This is a genomic window from Corynebacterium meitnerae (assembly GCF_027570075.1).
GTDB classification, from domain to species: domain Bacteria; phylum Actinomycetota; class Actinomycetes; order Mycobacteriales; family Mycobacteriaceae; genus Corynebacterium; species Corynebacterium meitnerae.
In genome coordinates this window covers 54611-70698 of sequence record NZ_JAKMUS010000003.1, presented here as the reverse complement: position 1 = coordinate 70698, position 16088 = coordinate 54611, and the positions used below count along the sequence as shown (strand labels likewise).

The 16088-nt window shown below is 62.0% G+C and carries 14 protein-coding genes; 4 read left to right on the top strand and 10 right to left on the bottom strand.

The window, feature by feature from the left end; genetic code table 11:
• The first annotated feature begins 57 nt into the window (after nucleotides 1–57).
• Both L8U60_RS02930 and L8U60_RS02925 read left to right on the top strand, forming a co-directional pair.
• Nucleotides 58–1344 (top strand): alpha/beta fold hydrolase, encoded by a 1287-nt coding sequence (locus tag L8U60_RS02930; protein WP_269964903.1) that lies wholly within the window; start codon nucleotides 58–60, stop codon nucleotides 1342–1344.
• An 11-nt stretch (nucleotides 1345–1355) separates the two neighbouring features.
• Nucleotides 1356–1502 (top strand): hypothetical protein, encoded by a 147-nt coding sequence (locus tag L8U60_RS02925; protein ID WP_269964902.1) that lies wholly within the window; start codon nucleotides 1356–1358, stop codon nucleotides 1500–1502.
• Between the two features lie 7 nt (nucleotides 1503–1509).
• Here L8U60_RS02925 and L8U60_RS02920 read toward each other — a convergent pair whose 3' ends face one another.
• Nucleotides 1510–2394: a ribokinase gene (locus L8U60_RS02920; protein WP_269964901.1), complete on the bottom strand. Its 885-nt coding sequence runs from the start codon at nucleotides 2392–2394 to the stop codon at nucleotides 1510–1512.
• Nucleotides 2395–2475: 81 nt separating this feature from the next.
• Between L8U60_RS02920 and L8U60_RS02915 the strand changes: the two genes are divergently transcribed.
• Complete coding sequence (locus L8U60_RS02915; RefSeq protein WP_269964900.1) at nucleotides 2476–3744, top strand: acid phosphatase; 1269 nt, start codon at nucleotides 2476–2478, stop codon at nucleotides 3742–3744.
• A 6-nt stretch (nucleotides 3745–3750) separates the two neighbouring features.
• Here the strand turns inward: L8U60_RS02915 and L8U60_RS02910 are convergent, their stop codons facing one another.
• The 6 genes from L8U60_RS02910 to L8U60_RS02885 all read right to left on the bottom strand — a co-directional run bounded on the left by L8U60_RS02910 (nucleotide 3751) and on the right by L8U60_RS02885 (nucleotide 10276).
• On the bottom strand, nucleotides 3751–5133 hold the full coding sequence (locus L8U60_RS02910) for an ATP-binding cassette domain-containing protein (protein WP_269964899.1): 1383 nt from the start codon (nucleotides 5131–5133) through the stop codon (nucleotides 3751–3753).
• Complete coding sequence (locus L8U60_RS02905) at nucleotides 5130–5948, bottom strand: ABC transporter permease (protein ID WP_269964898.1); 819 nt, start codon at nucleotides 5946–5948, stop codon at nucleotides 5130–5132. The genes L8U60_RS02910 and L8U60_RS02905 overlap by 4 nt, the downstream gene beginning before the upstream one ends.
• A complete protein-coding gene (locus L8U60_RS02900) occupies nucleotides 5945–6895 on the bottom strand; it encodes an ABC transporter permease (protein ID WP_269964897.1) in 951 nt (316 codons plus the stop codon). The genes L8U60_RS02905 and L8U60_RS02900 overlap by 4 nt, the downstream gene beginning before the upstream one ends.
• Nucleotides 6892–8382: an ABC transporter substrate-binding protein gene (locus L8U60_RS02895; RefSeq protein ID WP_269964896.1), complete on the bottom strand. Its 1491-nt coding sequence runs from the start codon at nucleotides 8380–8382 to the stop codon at nucleotides 6892–6894. The genes L8U60_RS02900 and L8U60_RS02895 overlap by 4 nt, the downstream gene beginning before the upstream one ends.
• Before the next feature lie 39 nt (nucleotides 8383–8421).
• Nucleotides 8422–9204, bottom strand: a complete 783-nt coding sequence (locus L8U60_RS02890) for a GntR family transcriptional regulator (RefSeq protein ID WP_269964895.1) — start codon at nucleotides 9202–9204, stop codon at nucleotides 8422–8424.
• Nucleotides 9205–9295: 91 nt separating this feature from the next.
• On the bottom strand, nucleotides 9296–10276 hold the full coding sequence (locus L8U60_RS02885) for an LLM class flavin-dependent oxidoreductase (protein ID WP_269965000.1): 981 nt from the start codon (nucleotides 10274–10276) through the stop codon (nucleotides 9296–9298).
• 233 nt (nucleotides 10277–10509) lie between these two features.
• On the opposite strand from L8U60_RS02885, the gene L8U60_RS02880 reads away from it, so the two are divergent.
• Nucleotides 10510–11598: an HNH endonuclease signature motif containing protein gene (locus tag L8U60_RS02880; protein ID WP_269964894.1), complete on the top strand. Its 1089-nt coding sequence runs from the start codon at nucleotides 10510–10512 to the stop codon at nucleotides 11596–11598.
• A gap of 160 nt (nucleotides 11599–11758) precedes the next feature.
• Here L8U60_RS02880 and brnQ read toward each other — a convergent pair whose 3' ends face one another.
• From brnQ to treS, 3 genes are all read right to left on the bottom strand, one after another.
• Complete coding sequence (gene brnQ / locus L8U60_RS02875) at nucleotides 11759–13159, bottom strand: branched-chain amino acid transport system II carrier protein (protein WP_269964893.1); 1401 nt, start codon at nucleotides 13157–13159, stop codon at nucleotides 11759–11761.
• Nucleotides 13160–13251: 92 nt separating this feature from the next.
• Nucleotides 13252–14334, bottom strand: coding sequence for a phosphotransferase (locus L8U60_RS02870; RefSeq protein ID WP_269964892.1), 1083 nt, complete (start codon nucleotides 14332–14334; stop codon nucleotides 13252–13254).
• A gap of 9 nt (nucleotides 14335–14343) precedes the next feature.
• A complete protein-coding gene (gene treS / locus L8U60_RS02865) occupies nucleotides 14344–16086 on the bottom strand; it encodes a maltose alpha-D-glucosyltransferase (RefSeq protein WP_269964891.1) in 1743 nt (580 codons plus the stop codon).
• Between the last annotated feature and the right edge of the window lie 2 nt (nucleotides 16087–16088).

The following is a 16088-nucleotide window of genomic DNA, read 5'->3' as shown; positions in this document are numbered from 1 at the left end:
GCGAGGCAAAAAGTTGCCTCGCCTAGGGGGCCAACCCGTGACGCTATGCTCGTGGGCATGCTGTCTACGATCATTCCACCCGGAGTTACTGTCACTGAACATGTTCTGGATGTGCCGTGGGACCGCGAAAAACCCGAGCTAGGCACGTTTGAACTCTTCGCTCGTGAGCTTTCGTCACCTGAAGGTGATGAAAGGGGCCGGAAGAAACCACCGCTGCTGTTCCTGCAAGGTGGCCCTGGCAACCCGGCGCCACGCGTGATGCAGGGGTGGATCCCGGAGGCGCTGAAGCACTACACGGTGTATCTCCTCGATGAGCGTGGCACGGGCCGTTCCGGGAAGATTGACCGGACGACACCGGAACTGATCCGTTCGGACATCATCTCCAAGCTGCGCTGCCCGGATGTTGTGGCGGATGCGGAGGATCTGCGTGAGCACTTGGGCTTTGAAAAGTGGGACGTGCTGGGTAATTCCTTCGGGGCGCTGTGCACTGCCAGCTACCTGTCCTACTACCCGGACTCGATTAGGCAGGCGTACTTGACCGGTGCTGTGCCCCAGATCGGGTGGACTCCGCTGGAGTACAACACGATCACCCTGGACCTGCTGGAAAAGCGCGTGCAGGAGTTCTACAAAACGGTGCCGTATGCGGAGCAGACCGTGCGTGAGATCTGCCACCACCTAGACAACACGGAAGAGATCCTGCCCACGGGGGAGCGCCTGAGTTCGCAGCGGTTCCGCTTCATCGGTGTGGCGCTGGGGGAGGAGCCTGGTTTCCACAACCTCGCCGTGTTGTTGGAAGAACCCTTCATCCGCCGCGGCGGGGAGAAGCACTTGCGTGGGGACTTCCTGGGGTGGATGAGCCAGTACGTCGGCCTCCAGGGCAACCCGCTGTGGGCTGTGCTGCACGAAACGCTCTTCGGGGCCCCGGGGGTGAGCACGAATTGGGCGGCGCACCGTGCGGTTGAGGGCCGCGCCGGGTTCGCGCTTGATGCAGATCCGACGGATGAGAGTGAACCGTTCTACCTGCTGGGCAACCACTTCTTCCAACACCACTTTGATGAAGATCCGGCGTTGCGCCCCTTCCGCGATGTGGTGCACGAGATGCACGAGAAGACGGACTGGTCGCGCGTGTTCAACGAGGAGCAGCTGCGGGAAAACACCGTCCCAGCCGTTGTCGCCCTCTTCGAGCACGACATGTTTATTCACTATGAGCGGGCGGTGAACGTCGCGAAGCAGATCGGTGAGATGACCGTGTGGTCGCACCCCACGTGGGACCATGACGCGATCTATCTGCACGGCAAGGAGCTCTTTCAGGGGGTCTTCGACACGGCGCGCAGCGTCAGGTAGGGCAGAGGCTTATGATCATGCCTATGGATGCGTTCCCCCATGAGCAGGTTCAGCTGAGCGTGGCTGAACTCGAAGTGTTTGAGGGTCTCACCGAGATTTTTGAGCGCCACGAGGAGCACGTGCTCGACCCGGCGTTGATGCTGTACATCACGCGCTAGAGCGCGCTTAGTCCAGCTCCGGCAGTTCGTCTTCCGGCCACGGGTAGGAGGGCTGCGCGCCGGGGCGGGTGACGGCGAAGGCGCCGACGCGGGAGGCGTACCGGGCGGCGTCGATAAGCAATGCTCTCTCGTGCAGCATGTGGCACAGCGCGCCGGTAAACGCATCGCCGGCGCCGACTGTGTCGACGGGTTTCACCGAGGCCGCGGGGATGTGAGTCGAGCCCTGTGCATCCGCGATGGTTGCGCCGTCAGCGCCGTACGTGATCACCACCGAGGGCACGCCGGCGCGGACAAGATCAGATGCGGTGACCGGCGCCTCAAGGCCTAGCTGACCTGCAACAAGCGTGGCCTCATGCTCGTTGAGCACCAGCGGATTCGCCGCGAAGAGCACCGCGGGGTCCACGGGGATCACCGGGGCAAGATTGACCACCACGCGCACGCCCGCTGCCTGCGCAATCGCCACTGCGCGCTCGCAGCTCTTCGCCGGAATTTCGCCCTGCAGCAGGAGGATCTCCGCGCGCTCAATAAGCTCTGCATGCTTATCGACGGTCACCCCCGCATTCGCCCCCGGAATCACCATCACGGTGTTCTCCCCGTCTTCGGCGACGGTGATGACGGCGAGCCCGGTGACGTCGTCGAGAGTTTCCACGGCGCACAGATCCACGCCCGCATCGGCGAGTAATTGGGTCGCCGGCGCCGCATTTGCATCCTTGCCCACCGCACCGATGAGTGCGACGGGGGAGCCCAAACGGGCAGCCGCCACCGCTTGGTTGGCGCCTTTACCGCCAGGGGTGATGCCGCCGCCGGTGCCCAGCAGGGTCTCCCCGGGAAGCGGATGACGTGCAACATTGACGGTGAGATCAGCGTTAATGGATCCGGCAACCACGATCATGCGCTTAAGAGTAGCGGGGTCTGCGTAACCGGGTTAGTCTGAGCGGGAATTTTCCCGTCTGTACTTTTTGGAGCTCCCCTAATGAAGCGCCCTTTTCTCGCTGCCGTCCTTGCTACCACCACTGTGACGAGCGCCCTGTTCGGTGTTACAACCGCTCCGGCTGCATCGGCACAGGACCTGCCCTTTACTATCCCGCAGCTGCGTGACCCGGCTACCGGGTGGTACAGCGGTCAGGTGCCCACGCACATTGACGGTGCGCCAGTGCCAGTCCCATTTAGCCCGGATTATCTGGTGGGCTACATCTCCGATCGTTCGGCCTACGAGCACGGCATTTATGCGGAGGTCAACCGCTTGTTCCCGGAGCTGCGTGACAGGCGCCCGGATGTGATGGACTCCAACCGCGCTCAGGTGGTGGCCATCAATAATGCTGCTGAGTCGGATCCGGCGCGTATCCGCAGCGCGCAGATCGACGCATCTGCTTCCTCCGAGGAGCTGCTGTTCGCTCTGTCGGAAGGCCTCGGTGAGCAATTTGGCACGTACTTCCGCACCGCGCTGACGGAGGGGCGTCTGCCTAAGACACAGTTCCTGCTGGGCAATGGCTACCTGGCCCGCACTGGTGGTCTTGCTAGTTCCACCTTTGTGGAGAAGGAGATCTTCAAGTACCCCCGCCCGCACATGGCGATGCCGGACAAGATCAAGCGCTACAACCCGCCGGGCAAAGAGCTCTACCTGACGTCCAAGTCCTTCCCATCCGGCCACACCAACCAGGCGACGTTGATGACGTCACTGCTGGCATACATGGTTCCTGAGGTTGCCCCGCAACTGCACTACCGTGGCGCACTGGCGGGCAACAGCCGTGTTGTGCTGGGCGTGCACTACCCGCTGGATGTCATTGGTGGTCGCATGTCTGGTCAGGCTGCGGCGGCGGATCGTCTCAACGACCCGAAGATGCGCGACGCTTTGAACCAGGCCGCTGCTGAACTGCGCGCGGAGATCGAGTGGCGCGCGGGCAAGCCCATCAGGGATCTCGTGGCCTCGGACAAGCCATTCGTTCCCACCCCCACCGCGGTGTCGCAGGCAACCGCGTGGAACAACTACGACTTCGCGCCGATCTACCACCGCGATGCACCGATGATCGTGCCGCAGGCAGCACCAACGCTGATCGCGGGTTCCTTCCCGGAGCTCAACCACCACCAGCGCGCGCAGATCATCGCTCAGACCGCTTCCGCAGCGGGTAATCCGCTGGATTGGCAGGGCCCCGGTGGGTCTTGGCAGCGCGTCAACCTGGCGGCAGCCTCCGCGGCGAAGATCCGCGTTGCAGAGGACGGCAACGTCACCGTTCTGAAGTAGCCGCACTCACAGCTGGGGTATAGCACGCAGCAGCGAGCGGGTGTACTCGTGCTGCGGGTTCGCCCACACCTCTTCCGTCGGGCCGGTTTCTACCACGCGCCCTTCATGCAGGACCGCGATGGTGGGGCACACCTGCCGCACCACGGAGAGGTCGTGGGAGACGAAGAGGAGGGTGAGGGAGTCGTGGACGACGAGGTCGTCGATAAGCTCGAGCACCTGCGCGCGCACGGAGACGTCGAGTGCGGAGACCGGCTCATCCGCGATGAGAATCTCCGGCCGTGGTGCGGCGGCGCGTGCGATGGAGATGCGTTGACGCTGACCGCCGGAGAATTCGTGCGGGAAACGCGCGCCCACGCCGTCGAGACCCACCTGGGCGAGCGCCTCATTCGCGCGGGTGCGTGACACGCCTGCTTCCCGGATGGAATCGCGCACGCGGCGGCGCGGGTTCAGGGAAGAGTACGGGTCCTGGAACACCATTTGAATCCCGCCGTCGACCGTGACGGTGCCCGAATCAGGCTCATTGAGCCCCGCGATGAGACGCAACATGGACGTCTTGCCGGAGCCGGAACCGCCGACGATGCCGATGCGCTGGCCACGATGGACGGTCAAGGACACATCATCGAGCGCCACCGTATCGCCGCGCTGCCAGGTGACGTTTTTGAGCTGAATAACGGGCTCCCCAACCGGCCGGACGGCGGCAGGCGCGCCGGGCCGCGAGGCAGCGACAAGCTGCGCGGTGTACTCCGTCGCGGGGGCATCGAGGCTCGCATCCGGGTCGACGATCGCGCCGTCGCGCAGCACCAGGATGCGGTCCGTCATCTGCCGGATCACGCCGAGATCATGGGTGATAAACAGCAACGCCATGCCGCGCTCGCGCACGAGGCGGTCGAGTAGCTCCAGAATCTGCCGCTGCACCGTCACGTCGAGGGCGGTCGTGGGCTCATCACAGATGAGTAGATCAGGGTCGCCCGCGATCGCCAGCGCGATGAGTACGCGTTGCCGCTGGCCGCCGGACAGCTCGTGCGGATAAGCCCCAGTACGCTCAATGCCAACTTCCTTGAGTAGCTCCCGCGCACGTGCCAGGTCGCACGCTTCAGCCACTTGCTTTTCGACGCTCATCAGCGGATCCAACGCCGTCATCGGCTCCTGGAACACCATGGCGACGGTATTGCCCCGCAGTGCGCGGGACGGCTCCTGGCCCTTGACTTCGACGGTGCCTTGCGCCTCCAACGAGGGGTGGAGGAGCCCCATGATGGTCATGGCCGTCATGGATTTGCCGGAACCGGATTCTCCGATGAGCCCCACGCGCTCACCGGGGGCGATGTGGAAGCTGATGTCGTTGAGGATGCCGGGGATGGTCAGGTGTTCCACGGTGACGAGCTGGCTCATCGTGCCCTCCTTGGATTGAGTGCATCACGCAGGGCATCTCCGAGCAGGTTGAAGCCTAGGACCGCGGCAGCGATAGCGAGCCCAGGCCACAGTGCCAGCTGAGGGGCGGTGGCCAAGTAGGCCTGGGAGGACTGCAGCATCCTGCCCCAGGACGCGTAGGGTGCGGGCGTGCCGAGACCCAGGAAGGACAAGCCAGCTTCCGCGAGGATGGCCAAGGCGAGTGCCACGGAGACCTGGACAGTGAGGGTGGCCGTGATGTTGGGCAGCACGTGCCGCCACGCGATCACTGGGCCCGGAACTTGGGAGACCCGCGCGGACAAGATGTAGTCCTGCGACATCACCTGCATAGCCCCTACTCGGGCCACGCGGGCAAAGCCAGGGATTCCAGCGATGCCGATAGCCAGGACCACGATCCACATGGATGCGCCAAAGACAGCAGTGAACACGATGGCCAGCAGCAGCGCCGGGAATGCCAGCAAGAGGTCATTGCTGCGCATAATCACCTGATCCACCCAGCCGCGTGACATGCCAGCCCAGATACCCAGCGGCACACCAATGATGGCGGACAACGCGACTGAGGCCACGGCCACCAGCATGGAGATGCGTGCGCCGTCCATGATGCGGCTCAACATGTCGCGCCCGTACTGGTCCGCGCCCAACCAATGCTGGGCGCTCATGCCTTGGAGGCGGTGCTCCGGTATGGCGTGGACGGGGTCATAGGGTGTCCACACGAAGGCGACTATCGCCATGAGGGCAACGAGGCCAACGAGTACCGCACCAACACCTAATTGCGCCTGTAGCCGAGCCTTTTTCATGCCTGCCTCCTCAAACGCGGGTCAATGATGCGGTACAGCACATCCACGAGCAGTGTCACCGCCAAGGTGAAGACCACCAGCAACATCATGAGCGTTTGCACCGTGGTGAGGTCGCGCGTGGCCACGGCGTCGAGAAGCATCGAGCCGATCCCCGGGATAGCAAACACCCGCTCAATCACCACGGCACCCACGATGAGGGAGGTCAGCTGCAACCCAGTCACCGTCAGCACCGGTAGGGCAGCGTTACGAAAAGCGTGGCGGTAGAGCACCTTGCGGGTGGACAGGCCCACCGCGCGGGCAGTGCGCACGTAGTCCTTGCCCATCTCCTCCAGCAGCGCTGAGCGCACGTACCGGGTCAGAATGGCTGCCTGCACCAAAGTGAGCGCCACCACCGGCAAGATCAGGTGGGAAATAAACCCACCGAAGTCCGCATTCGGCGGCACCCAGCCATTAGCCGGGAGCCACCCCAACCACACAGAAAACACGGCCACCGCGAGAATGCCCACGAGGAAGCTGGGGACAGCGATACCCACCTGCGTCAGGGCAGAAACCACCGCCGCATCCACTTTCCGGTGGCGCCGCGCCAAATACGTGCCCACAGGAATGGCGATGAGCAACGAGAGGATCATGGCGCAGACCGTCAGAATGAGGGACACCTGCACGCGGTCCCACACCAGTGGCGTGATGTCCTGCTTGCTAGCCAAAGAAACACCGAAATCACCGGTGAGCAGCCCCCGCATCCAATCGAGGTACTGCACGACCAGGGGACGGTCCGTGCCCAGCTGTGCTGCCAGCTTGGCCACATCTTCCTCAGACGCCGTCACACCCAGGGCGATCCGCGCCGGGTCGCCAGGGACAGCGCGCAGCAACATGAAGATGAGAATGCTGGCCACACCCAGCATCACGACGAAGCGGAGGAGCGACCGCGCAATATTCGCAAGGGTCATGAGGTGCCTTCTTTCCGGACACCGGAAAGCACAAGTCCATCGGTAATCACGTTCGGGTCAACACCGCTCACACCAGGCGCGGTGACAACGATGTTAGGCATATTCACCAAGGTCAGCGCACCGGCATCCGCCATGATGGTGTCCACGGCATCACGCATGCGCGCCACCTGCTCTTCGGGGGTTCCTTCATCAGCACGAGCGAAGTCCTCCCGGACCCGTGCGGAGTCATAGCCCAAGTAGTAATCGGGGTTGCCGAACAACGTTTGCATGTCCCGCGGTTCCACGTGCGCGATGAGGGAGGCCTGGTAGTCACCCTGTTTGAGCACCTGGCTCAACCACACGGCGGGGAATTCCACCGTTTCCAGTTTCACCTTGAAGCCAACGTCTTTGAGCTGGGAGTAGATGAGCTCCGCGGCGTCCTGGGCGTAGGGGAGCGATGGGATAGTGAGGGTGATCTCCGGTTCCCGGCCGGCGAGCAACTCGCGGGCGGTATCGGGGTCGAAGGGGTAGTAGTCCTTGTCCTGCGCCCACGGATCGGTTGGCGGGACGGGCGCACCGCCGGTGTCGGTGGCGAGGCCGGACCAGACGACGTCGTCAAGCGCATGGCGGTCGATGGCGTAGGCGACGGCTTGGCGCACCGTGGGGTCGTCGAAAGGCGCGCGCTTGTTGTTCAAGCTGAGCAAGACCTCGCCGTTCGTGGTGCCCACTTGCACATCAAACGCGTCCGGCAGCGTACGCAGCAGCTCCGGTGCCTGGAGGGCCCACACCATGTCCACATCACCCACGCGCAGCGCATTGACGGACGACACCGCATCCGCGAAATAGCGGATCGCAGCATCCTGGCGTGCTGGCGTATCCCAGTAATCCGCACGCGCGTCGAAGGAAACGGACTCACCCACGGCGAAATGCTTCACGGTGAACGGGCCCGTGCCCACAGGATCGGTGGCGAGCGATTCAATCCCGCTTGGCGTCATCATTGCGCCCGTCAGCGTGCCCATCGACCACAGCCAGCTATTCGACGGCGCCTTCAGCCGCACCCTCAACGTCAGCGGGTCCAGGACTTCCACGTGCTCCACCGGCGCCATCTGCTTAGCCAGGCCATTCGTCCAGGAGTCCTGCACGTACTGGATGGAAAAAGCGGCGGTCTCCGCCGTGAACGCATCGCCGTTGGAGAACGTCACACCGTCTTTGAGGTGGAATGTGTACTCCAAGCGGTCCTGGCTGACGTCCCAGCTGTTGGCGAGGAAGGGTTGGGGCTGGCCGGAGTCGTCGATACGCACGAGCGTTTCGTACACATTGCCCATGAGCGCCTGCGGAATCGCGGCACCGGAGGTGGTGGTGAAGTCCAGCGATGCGGGTGCACCCGTCGTTGCGACGATGACACTGCCCGGTGCAATTCGGCCGATGTTCGTGGATGTGCTGCCAGCTGAACAGCCCACCAACAGGGCAGCGCTGAGGATGCTGCACATTGCGCCGAAGAGTTTCATGGGCACTTAGGCTAGCCGTTGTGGCTGGGCATGACCCAATTATGAGTGCTTAATATGTGCGCTGTTCAGGCTCAGCTTCACGGGGACGGAGCCGCCACGCACGTGGGATTGGCTGAGCGTGATCACATCACCGCGCACCGAATATTCCGCATACTCCACGGTCTCACCTTGGTAGGTGGAGGCGCGCAGCTGAACGTTGAACAGGGGAGCGCCCTCGCTGATGTGGAGCAGCCCAGCTTTATCCGTGTCGGCCTGAGAGATGTGAGCTTTGCGCACCATATTATCCACCTCAACGCCCATGTCGAGGAGCTGCTGGTGAACAGGTTTACTCTCTGACGTCAGGTTCAACAGTTTTTCGCCGATCCTGATGGGGAAGAAGAGTGTCTCCAACATCACCGGCACACCGTCGGCGGTGCGGATGCTCCTGATTTCAACGACCTGCTCTCCGTGCTCGATGCCGAAAGCATCAGCGACAGTGTCCGACGCTGCGCCTTGCCCCACATGAAGAATCTGTTTGCCCGCAGTGTGGCCTTCTTCTTCGATGAACGTCGTCGCAGACAGCAAAGCTTCGAAGCTATTCGACGTCTGCGTGTCCAACACCGTCGACCGTCGCCCACGGCCAGAAGACACGAGCCCCTCGGAGCGCAACGTAGCCACGGCTTGGCGGACAGGGCCCCGCGAGGAGCCGAACTGTGCGCATAGCTCCGCTTCAGACGGGAGCTGATCACCAGGAGCAAGTTCGCCGGATTGGATCAAACCTTGCAGGAATTCCGCAATTTCAACATGCTGCTGGCGGGACCGTGACTGTGGAATTTCGAGCACTCCTCAAGGCTTGTTTTATGTTGTGTTCCGGTGAGAGGGTAACACGAACCTTCCTATTAAGTACGGGAGTGCGGTCACATGGGGATAGTTGCTAGGCATTAGCCAGAATTTCCATAGAACGCAGAACTTCCTCATGAGTGGGTGCCTGGAAAGAGATCATGAGCTCATCGGCCTGCGCCCGCTCCTTGAACTGCTCAAGGTATGCCACGACCTCCGGCCCTTCGCCCTGAGCGGTGTAGCGCAACATGTCGGTGATCTGGCGGCCTTGTGGGGCGTTGACGATCGTGTCCAGCTGCTCATCGGAGATCTGCCGACCCCGCTGGCCAAGGAACGCGCGCACGCGCTGGCGGTGGACGAGCTCCGTCTGGCGCTGGGCGTCTTCCGCGGAATCAGACGCGGTGACGTTCACCGCAGCGATGACATAGGGCTCCTCGCAGTACTGCGAAGGCTGGAAGTTGGCCCGGTAGTATGCCGTGGCTTCCTTCAAGTGCGTGGGGGCAAAGTGGGAGGCAAATGAGTAGGGCAGCCCCAGCTTCGCCGCCAGGGAAGCGCCGAAGAGGGATGAGCCCAAAATGTAGAGCGGCACATTCGTCCCAGCACCCGGAACTGCTTTTACGCCCGGAATGATCGGGTCACCGGCGAGGTAAGCCTGAAGCTCCAACACGTCGTTGGGGAAATTCTCCGCCGAACGCGGATCCCGGCGCAGTGCCCGGCCCAACGTCTGCTGATCCGTGCCCGGGGCGCGGCCGAGCCCAAGGTCGATGCGGCCCGGGTAGAGCTCTTCCAACGTGCCGAACTGTTCCGCAATGACGTAGGGAGAGTGGTTGGGCAACATCACGCCACCAGCACCGAGTTTGATCTTCTCCGTCTTTGCGCCGATATGGGCGATCAGCACTGCGGGGGAAGACGACGCGATGGTGGACATGTTGTGGTGCTCGGAGTACCAGATCCGGTCGTAGCCCAGACGCTCCGCATGCTGAGCCAGCTCCACAGAGCGCTCCATGGATTGCCCGGGGGATTCGCCTTTGCGGACAAGGCAGAAATCCAACATGGACAAAGGGGTGCGAGACATAAAAGTAGAAGCCATACCCCCTACAACGTTTTTGCGTCGCAGACATTCCGTTTCCAGTGCATGTAACTTTTTTGGGTTTCGTGGGAACCGCTCTGTTCTCGCTGGTTACGTGCCCTCTTCACGTGCCCTGCCACACACTTCACCGCACGCGGCCTGTGGATAGTTTTAGGTTATCCACAGGCCGTTTTGGCTGATCCTTTCGCTTTCTTGCGTTTCGGTTTAGCGTGCATGGCATGAACGCATTCGGATCACTGGTGGCGGGTTTAACCAACCCGATCGAGGCCCTGGCAGACTTTGATGCCCAGGTACTCCTCGATGCTGGCTGCAGCCCTGCCCGTGTTCGCGAATTAGTAAAAGTCCACACGGCCTACTACGGCAAAACCAAGTTCACCCGTAAGCAAGCCAACGCGATCAAGATCGCGCGCTCGACTCAGAAGTCGATGGATCAACTCGTCTACATCGAATCCCGAGTAGCACCTTTCACCGACCCGAAAGAGAAGTGGGACTTACGGCTTGCCCTGTTGTCTGTTCCGGGCAATTACGACACGCTGAAGCGCCGTTCCAAGGACATCGTACCGGAGGTGGACAAACCAGCACCGGAACCAACAGTTCGGTATGGCCGCTCGAACAAGAAGAGGCGCCCGGTGACCATCATGGCCTTGGAAAAAGACGCGGCAGCTATTGAATTCGCCACACGCCAAAACCTAGGGGATGGTCCTGCCGGCCCGCAGATGTACGAGAAGCTCATGGCCATCCTTGGCCTGCGCCCTTCCGAGGATGACACTCCTTCCGGCATTGCCCCGGCAGTGCCCCGCCCCTTGGTGCTGATCCCACTGGACGAGCACATCACAATTATGAAAGGCGACGGGGACGACGTCATCCTGGGGCTCACCGATGGCACCACCATGACCGGTGCGGAATTCCTTCAGCAGAATTTTGGGGACGTGTTGGAGGTGGCGATGTTCCACCCCCAGGAAGGCCCCGTCAACCTGTACGACACGCAACGCTTCGCTAACCAGAAACAGCGTGATCTGGCTAGGGCGACCATGCCGACGTGTCCTGTGCCGGACTGCAGGCACGCGGCAGATAACTGCGAGGTCCACCACATCAAAGCATGGTCCAAGGGTGGGCTGACAAACATGGATAACCTGGCCATGTTGTGCCGGTACCACAACCGCACCAACGACGATGACCCCACCAAACCCCACCACGGCCGAGTGGAAAACATCAGAGGCACACCAATGTGGAGATCACCGAACGGATACCTCGTACCCAACACCGTCCACCCCTACGGAGCGATGACGCTCCTGTACGGCAGATAGCCCACCACCTCACCGAAAAGCCGGCGAAAGCTGGCTATTTGGCATGCCTTAAACAAGGCTGGACTAGACGTGCTTGTGTTGCTTACCCATTAGTCCGGCATTCCTGCGCACAAAAAACGGGCCCCAAAAATGGGGCCCGAGATGTGTGGTGAGTCAGCGTTTAGAGCTTCGCCTCAGCGGTTTCAAGGTCTTCACCCTCGACCGTGCGCTGGGTACCAATCTCCAGCGGTGCGGCCGGGCGGATGAGGTCAATGACTACACCGATGATGAAGGCGACACCGGTCGGCAGCAGCCAACCCAGGCCCTCTGCCTCCATCGGGGACCAGTTCACCAGCGGGCTCAGTGCATCTGCGCCCCAGCCCAGGGAGATGAAGGTGCCAATTGCGGACCACACGACAGCAACCCAGATAGGCAGGAAGAAGCCCCAACGCATGCGGGTGCGGCTGCGGAAGAGCGGCTCGACGATGGTAACGAAGATCAGGGCGATAGCCGGCGGGTACAGGAAGACGATGACCGGAGCGGCGATAGCCATGACGAAGGACAGGCCCTGCGTTGCCATGATCGCGGAAGCGACAGCGAAGATCACGGCCCAAGTGTGGTAGGAACCAGCGAACTGCTCAGAGAAGTACTCCGCGGTGGCGGTGATCAGTCCGATCGCGGTGGTCAGGCAGGCGAGGAGGACGATCAGGGCGAAGATGATCTGGCCGGGTTTGCCCATCATGTTGAGGGCAGCGTCGGCAAGCAGTGGTGCGCCGGACTCGTACTGGTCAGCACCCGGCATGGAGCGGCCGATGAGGCCCAGGCCAACGTAGATGAGGGCGAGCATGATGCCGGCGCCGAGGCCAGAGAGCATGGTGGAGCGAACCAGCGGCTTGCCTTCGCCAACGCCCTTGAAGCGCAGGGAGGAAATGACCACGATGGAGAACGCCAGAGCGGCGATGGAGTCCATGGTGAGGTAGCCCTCAAGGACGCCAGCGGGGTACGCGTTGGTCGCGTAGGTTTCCGTCGGGGTGTAGCCCTGGTTAGTCAGGGTGAACACTGCCAGGGTGATCATGATGACCAGCAGCACGACGAGCGTCGGGGTGAGGAACTTGCCCAGGGTGTCAGTGATGGTGGTCGGGTTCCAGGACAGCGCGAGGGCGATGCCGAAGAAGACGATGTTGAAGATCGCGGCCGGCACGATGCCTTCCCAGCCGAAGACCGGGGTCATAGCAACTTCGAAGGACACAGCACCGGTACGCGGCAGTGCGTAGAAGGCGCCGATGGACAGGTAGGCCAAGATCGGGAAGATCACGCCGAAGATGGTTCCCGCGCGCTGGGCAAGGTCGCGGACGTTGGAGCCGGACAGTGCGATGGCGATCACGGCGAGCACCGGCAGGAGCGCGCCCGTGGTCAGGAAGCCCAGGATTGCGGGCCAGAAGTTGTCGCCGGCCTGTACGGCCAGCATGGGCGGGAAGATGAGGTTGCCGGCGCCGAAGAACATCGAGAACAGTGCGAGACCTGTGAACAGGATTGCGGTCCTCGGGTTCCCCTTGCCAGTGCCTTGAGTCGCTGTAGACATCGTTCCTCCAGGGAAATGACGGGGGTCGAACAAATAGTAGGTGTCACCCTATCATCTCATTTGGTGAGATCAATATCTTATTGAATGAAAATTTAGGAAAGCTCCCCCATGAGCTCCCTCAGCGCCCCCAAGGGGATCTCCAACCAATCAGGCCGATTATTCGCTTCGTACACCACTTCGTAGGCGGCTTTATCGGCGATCAAGGCGTTGAGGATCGGGTCCTCGCCGGTGCCGTAACCAGCAAGAAGGGCCTGGGCATCGGCGCTTCCACCCATTGCTTGCGCATAGCCGAATGAGCGCACCATGCCTGCCACATCGCGCAGGGGGTGATCGGGCTCACGGCGCTGCTCGAGGGGGCGGGCGGGCTCCCCCTCAAAGTCAATGAGGTACCAGTGGCGCGGCGTATGCGTGAGCAAGGTTTGCCCCAAGTGGAGGTCGCCGTGGATGCGTTGAATGGCCACAGCGTCATCAGGGATGGCGTCGTAAAGCCTGCGCAGCGCATCTTCATGTTCGCGCAGGACCTCAGCGCGCTCGACCAGATCATCCAGCCGCGCGTGCAGTAGTTCGCGAATGTGCGTGCCTGGGACATCCTGGTGCCCAAAAGCCTCTGCCAGCGCGTCGTGCACAGTACGGATGGCGGCACCAAGCGCGAAGCAATCATCGCTGGACAGGCCCTTATCCAGTGCGTACTGGAAGCCGTCGGCGCCACCCACGATGAAGTCCTGCAGCATCGCCAGCGTGCGCCCATCGCGCACCACATAGCCACGCACGCCAGCAACATGCGGGCAATCCGCAATACCACTGAGCAGCTCCACATCAGGGTTGAGGCCCTCTTCCAGTTTGCGGAAGACCTTCAGGATGGATTTGTCGCCCACCACCAGCGACGTATTGGACTGATCCGCACCCAACGGTCGCGCGGTCGCTGACGGGAACTCGCCATGCACCTGCCCAAAAGCAGCCACGTTGTCCAGGTAGGTTTGCGCGCCACTCGCGGTATCCAGCACGTCAACGTCTTGTTGCTTATCGACGATCACCTGGTACACATCCCGCTCACCCCCATGCACCACGTCGAGGAGTTGCCACGCGTAATCACCCGCGGCCACTTCCGCGGTCACGGTGGTGGAATCGATGGGTTCAGACTTGGCGCCGTAAAAGCGTGCGGAGTGCAGATCCATGATGAGGTCCTAGTTATCGGAGATGTCGAACCAGAAGTGGCCGTGCGGGGCGAGGGTGACGAGCCACGGCAGCTCACCGATGGCGGGGAATTCCACGTTGCCGGACAGCTCACGCGGGGTGACACCAGCCAAGTGGCTGAGGTTCATCTCCACCGGCTGGGGCAGGGAGCTCATGTTGTTGACGCACAGGATGCGCTCGCCCTCAAACTCGCGGATGAAGGCCAGCACTTGCGGGTTCCGGTGGTCAACTTCCTGGTAGTCGCCGCGGCCGAAGGCCTTGTACTGCTTGCGGATGTGTACGCGCTCACGCACCCAATGCAGCAGGGAATTCTCCCGCTCCATCTGTGATTCCACGTTCACGGCCTGGTAGCCGTACGTGTCATTGCGGATGGCGGGCAGATACAGCTGCTCCGGTTGAGCGGTGGAGAAACCACCGTTGCGGTCAGCGTTCCACTGCATGGGAGTGCGCACGCCATCACGGTCCGGCAGCCAGATGTTGTCGCCCATGCCGATTTCATCGCCGTAGTACAGGAATGGCGAACCGGGCAGGGACAGCAGAAGAGCGTGTGCGAGCTCAAGGCGGTCACGGTGACCGCCCAGCAGTGGTGCTAGACGGCGACGGATACCCACGTTGGCGCGCATCCGCGGCTCGGAGGCAAACGTGGCGTACATGAAGTCGCGCTCTTCCTCCGTGACCATCTCCAGGGTCAGCTCATCATGATTGCGCAGGAAGATACCCCACTGAGCGGACTCCGGGATGTCGGGCGTCTCGCGCAGAATGTCGATGATGGGCTGCGCCTTCTCCTGGCTAATGCTCATGAAGATGCGCGGCATGACCGGGAAGTGGAAGGCCATCTGGCACTCATCGCCCGAGCCATCCTCACCGGAACCGAAGTACTCCACCACCTCGTGGGGCATTTGGTTGGCTTCGGCGAGGAGGAAGCGGCCGGGATATTCTTCGTCGAAAAGCGTGCGGACGCGTTTGATGAATTCGTGCGTTTCGGGCAGGTTCTCGCAGTTCGTGCCCTCGCGCTCGAAGAGGTAGGGGATCGCGTCGAGGCGGATACCGTCCATGCCCAGGTCGAGCCAGAAGCGAATGACATCAATGATGGCGTCCTGCACCGCCGGATTGTCATAGTTCAGATCCGGCTGGTGGGAGAAGAAACGGTGCCAGTAGTACTGCTTGCGCACCGGGTCGTAGGTCCAGTTGGACTCTTCGGTGTCAATGAAGATGATGCGCGCTTCGCTGTACTCCGTCGGATCATCCGTCCACACATAAAAGTCCCCGTACGGGCCCTCTGGGTCGCGCCGGGATTCCTGGAACCACGGGTGCGCATCAGAGGTGTGATTGATGGGGAAGTCCGTGATGATGCGGATGCCACGCTTGTGCGCTGCGTCCACGAGCGAGATGAAATCCTCCACCGTGCCGAACTCTGGCAGCACCTTGCGGAAGTCACGGATGTCATAGCCACCATCGCGCAACGGTGAATCATAAAACGGCGGCAGCCACAAGCAATCAACACCGAGCCACTGCAGGTAGTCGAGCTTTTCCTCCACGCCCTTCAGCGTGCCGGAGCCGGTCCCGTCCGGGTCGTAGAAGGCGCGCACGAGCACCTCATAGAAGACCGCGTCCTTGTACCACTCGGGGTCAGGGCGTTGCCAGGGCTCGTTACCAGGGGCGGGTGCTGGTGTCGCGTACTCACTCGCATCCGCTTCGATGATGAAACCTTGTGCGTCTGTCTTCTCCTTCATGC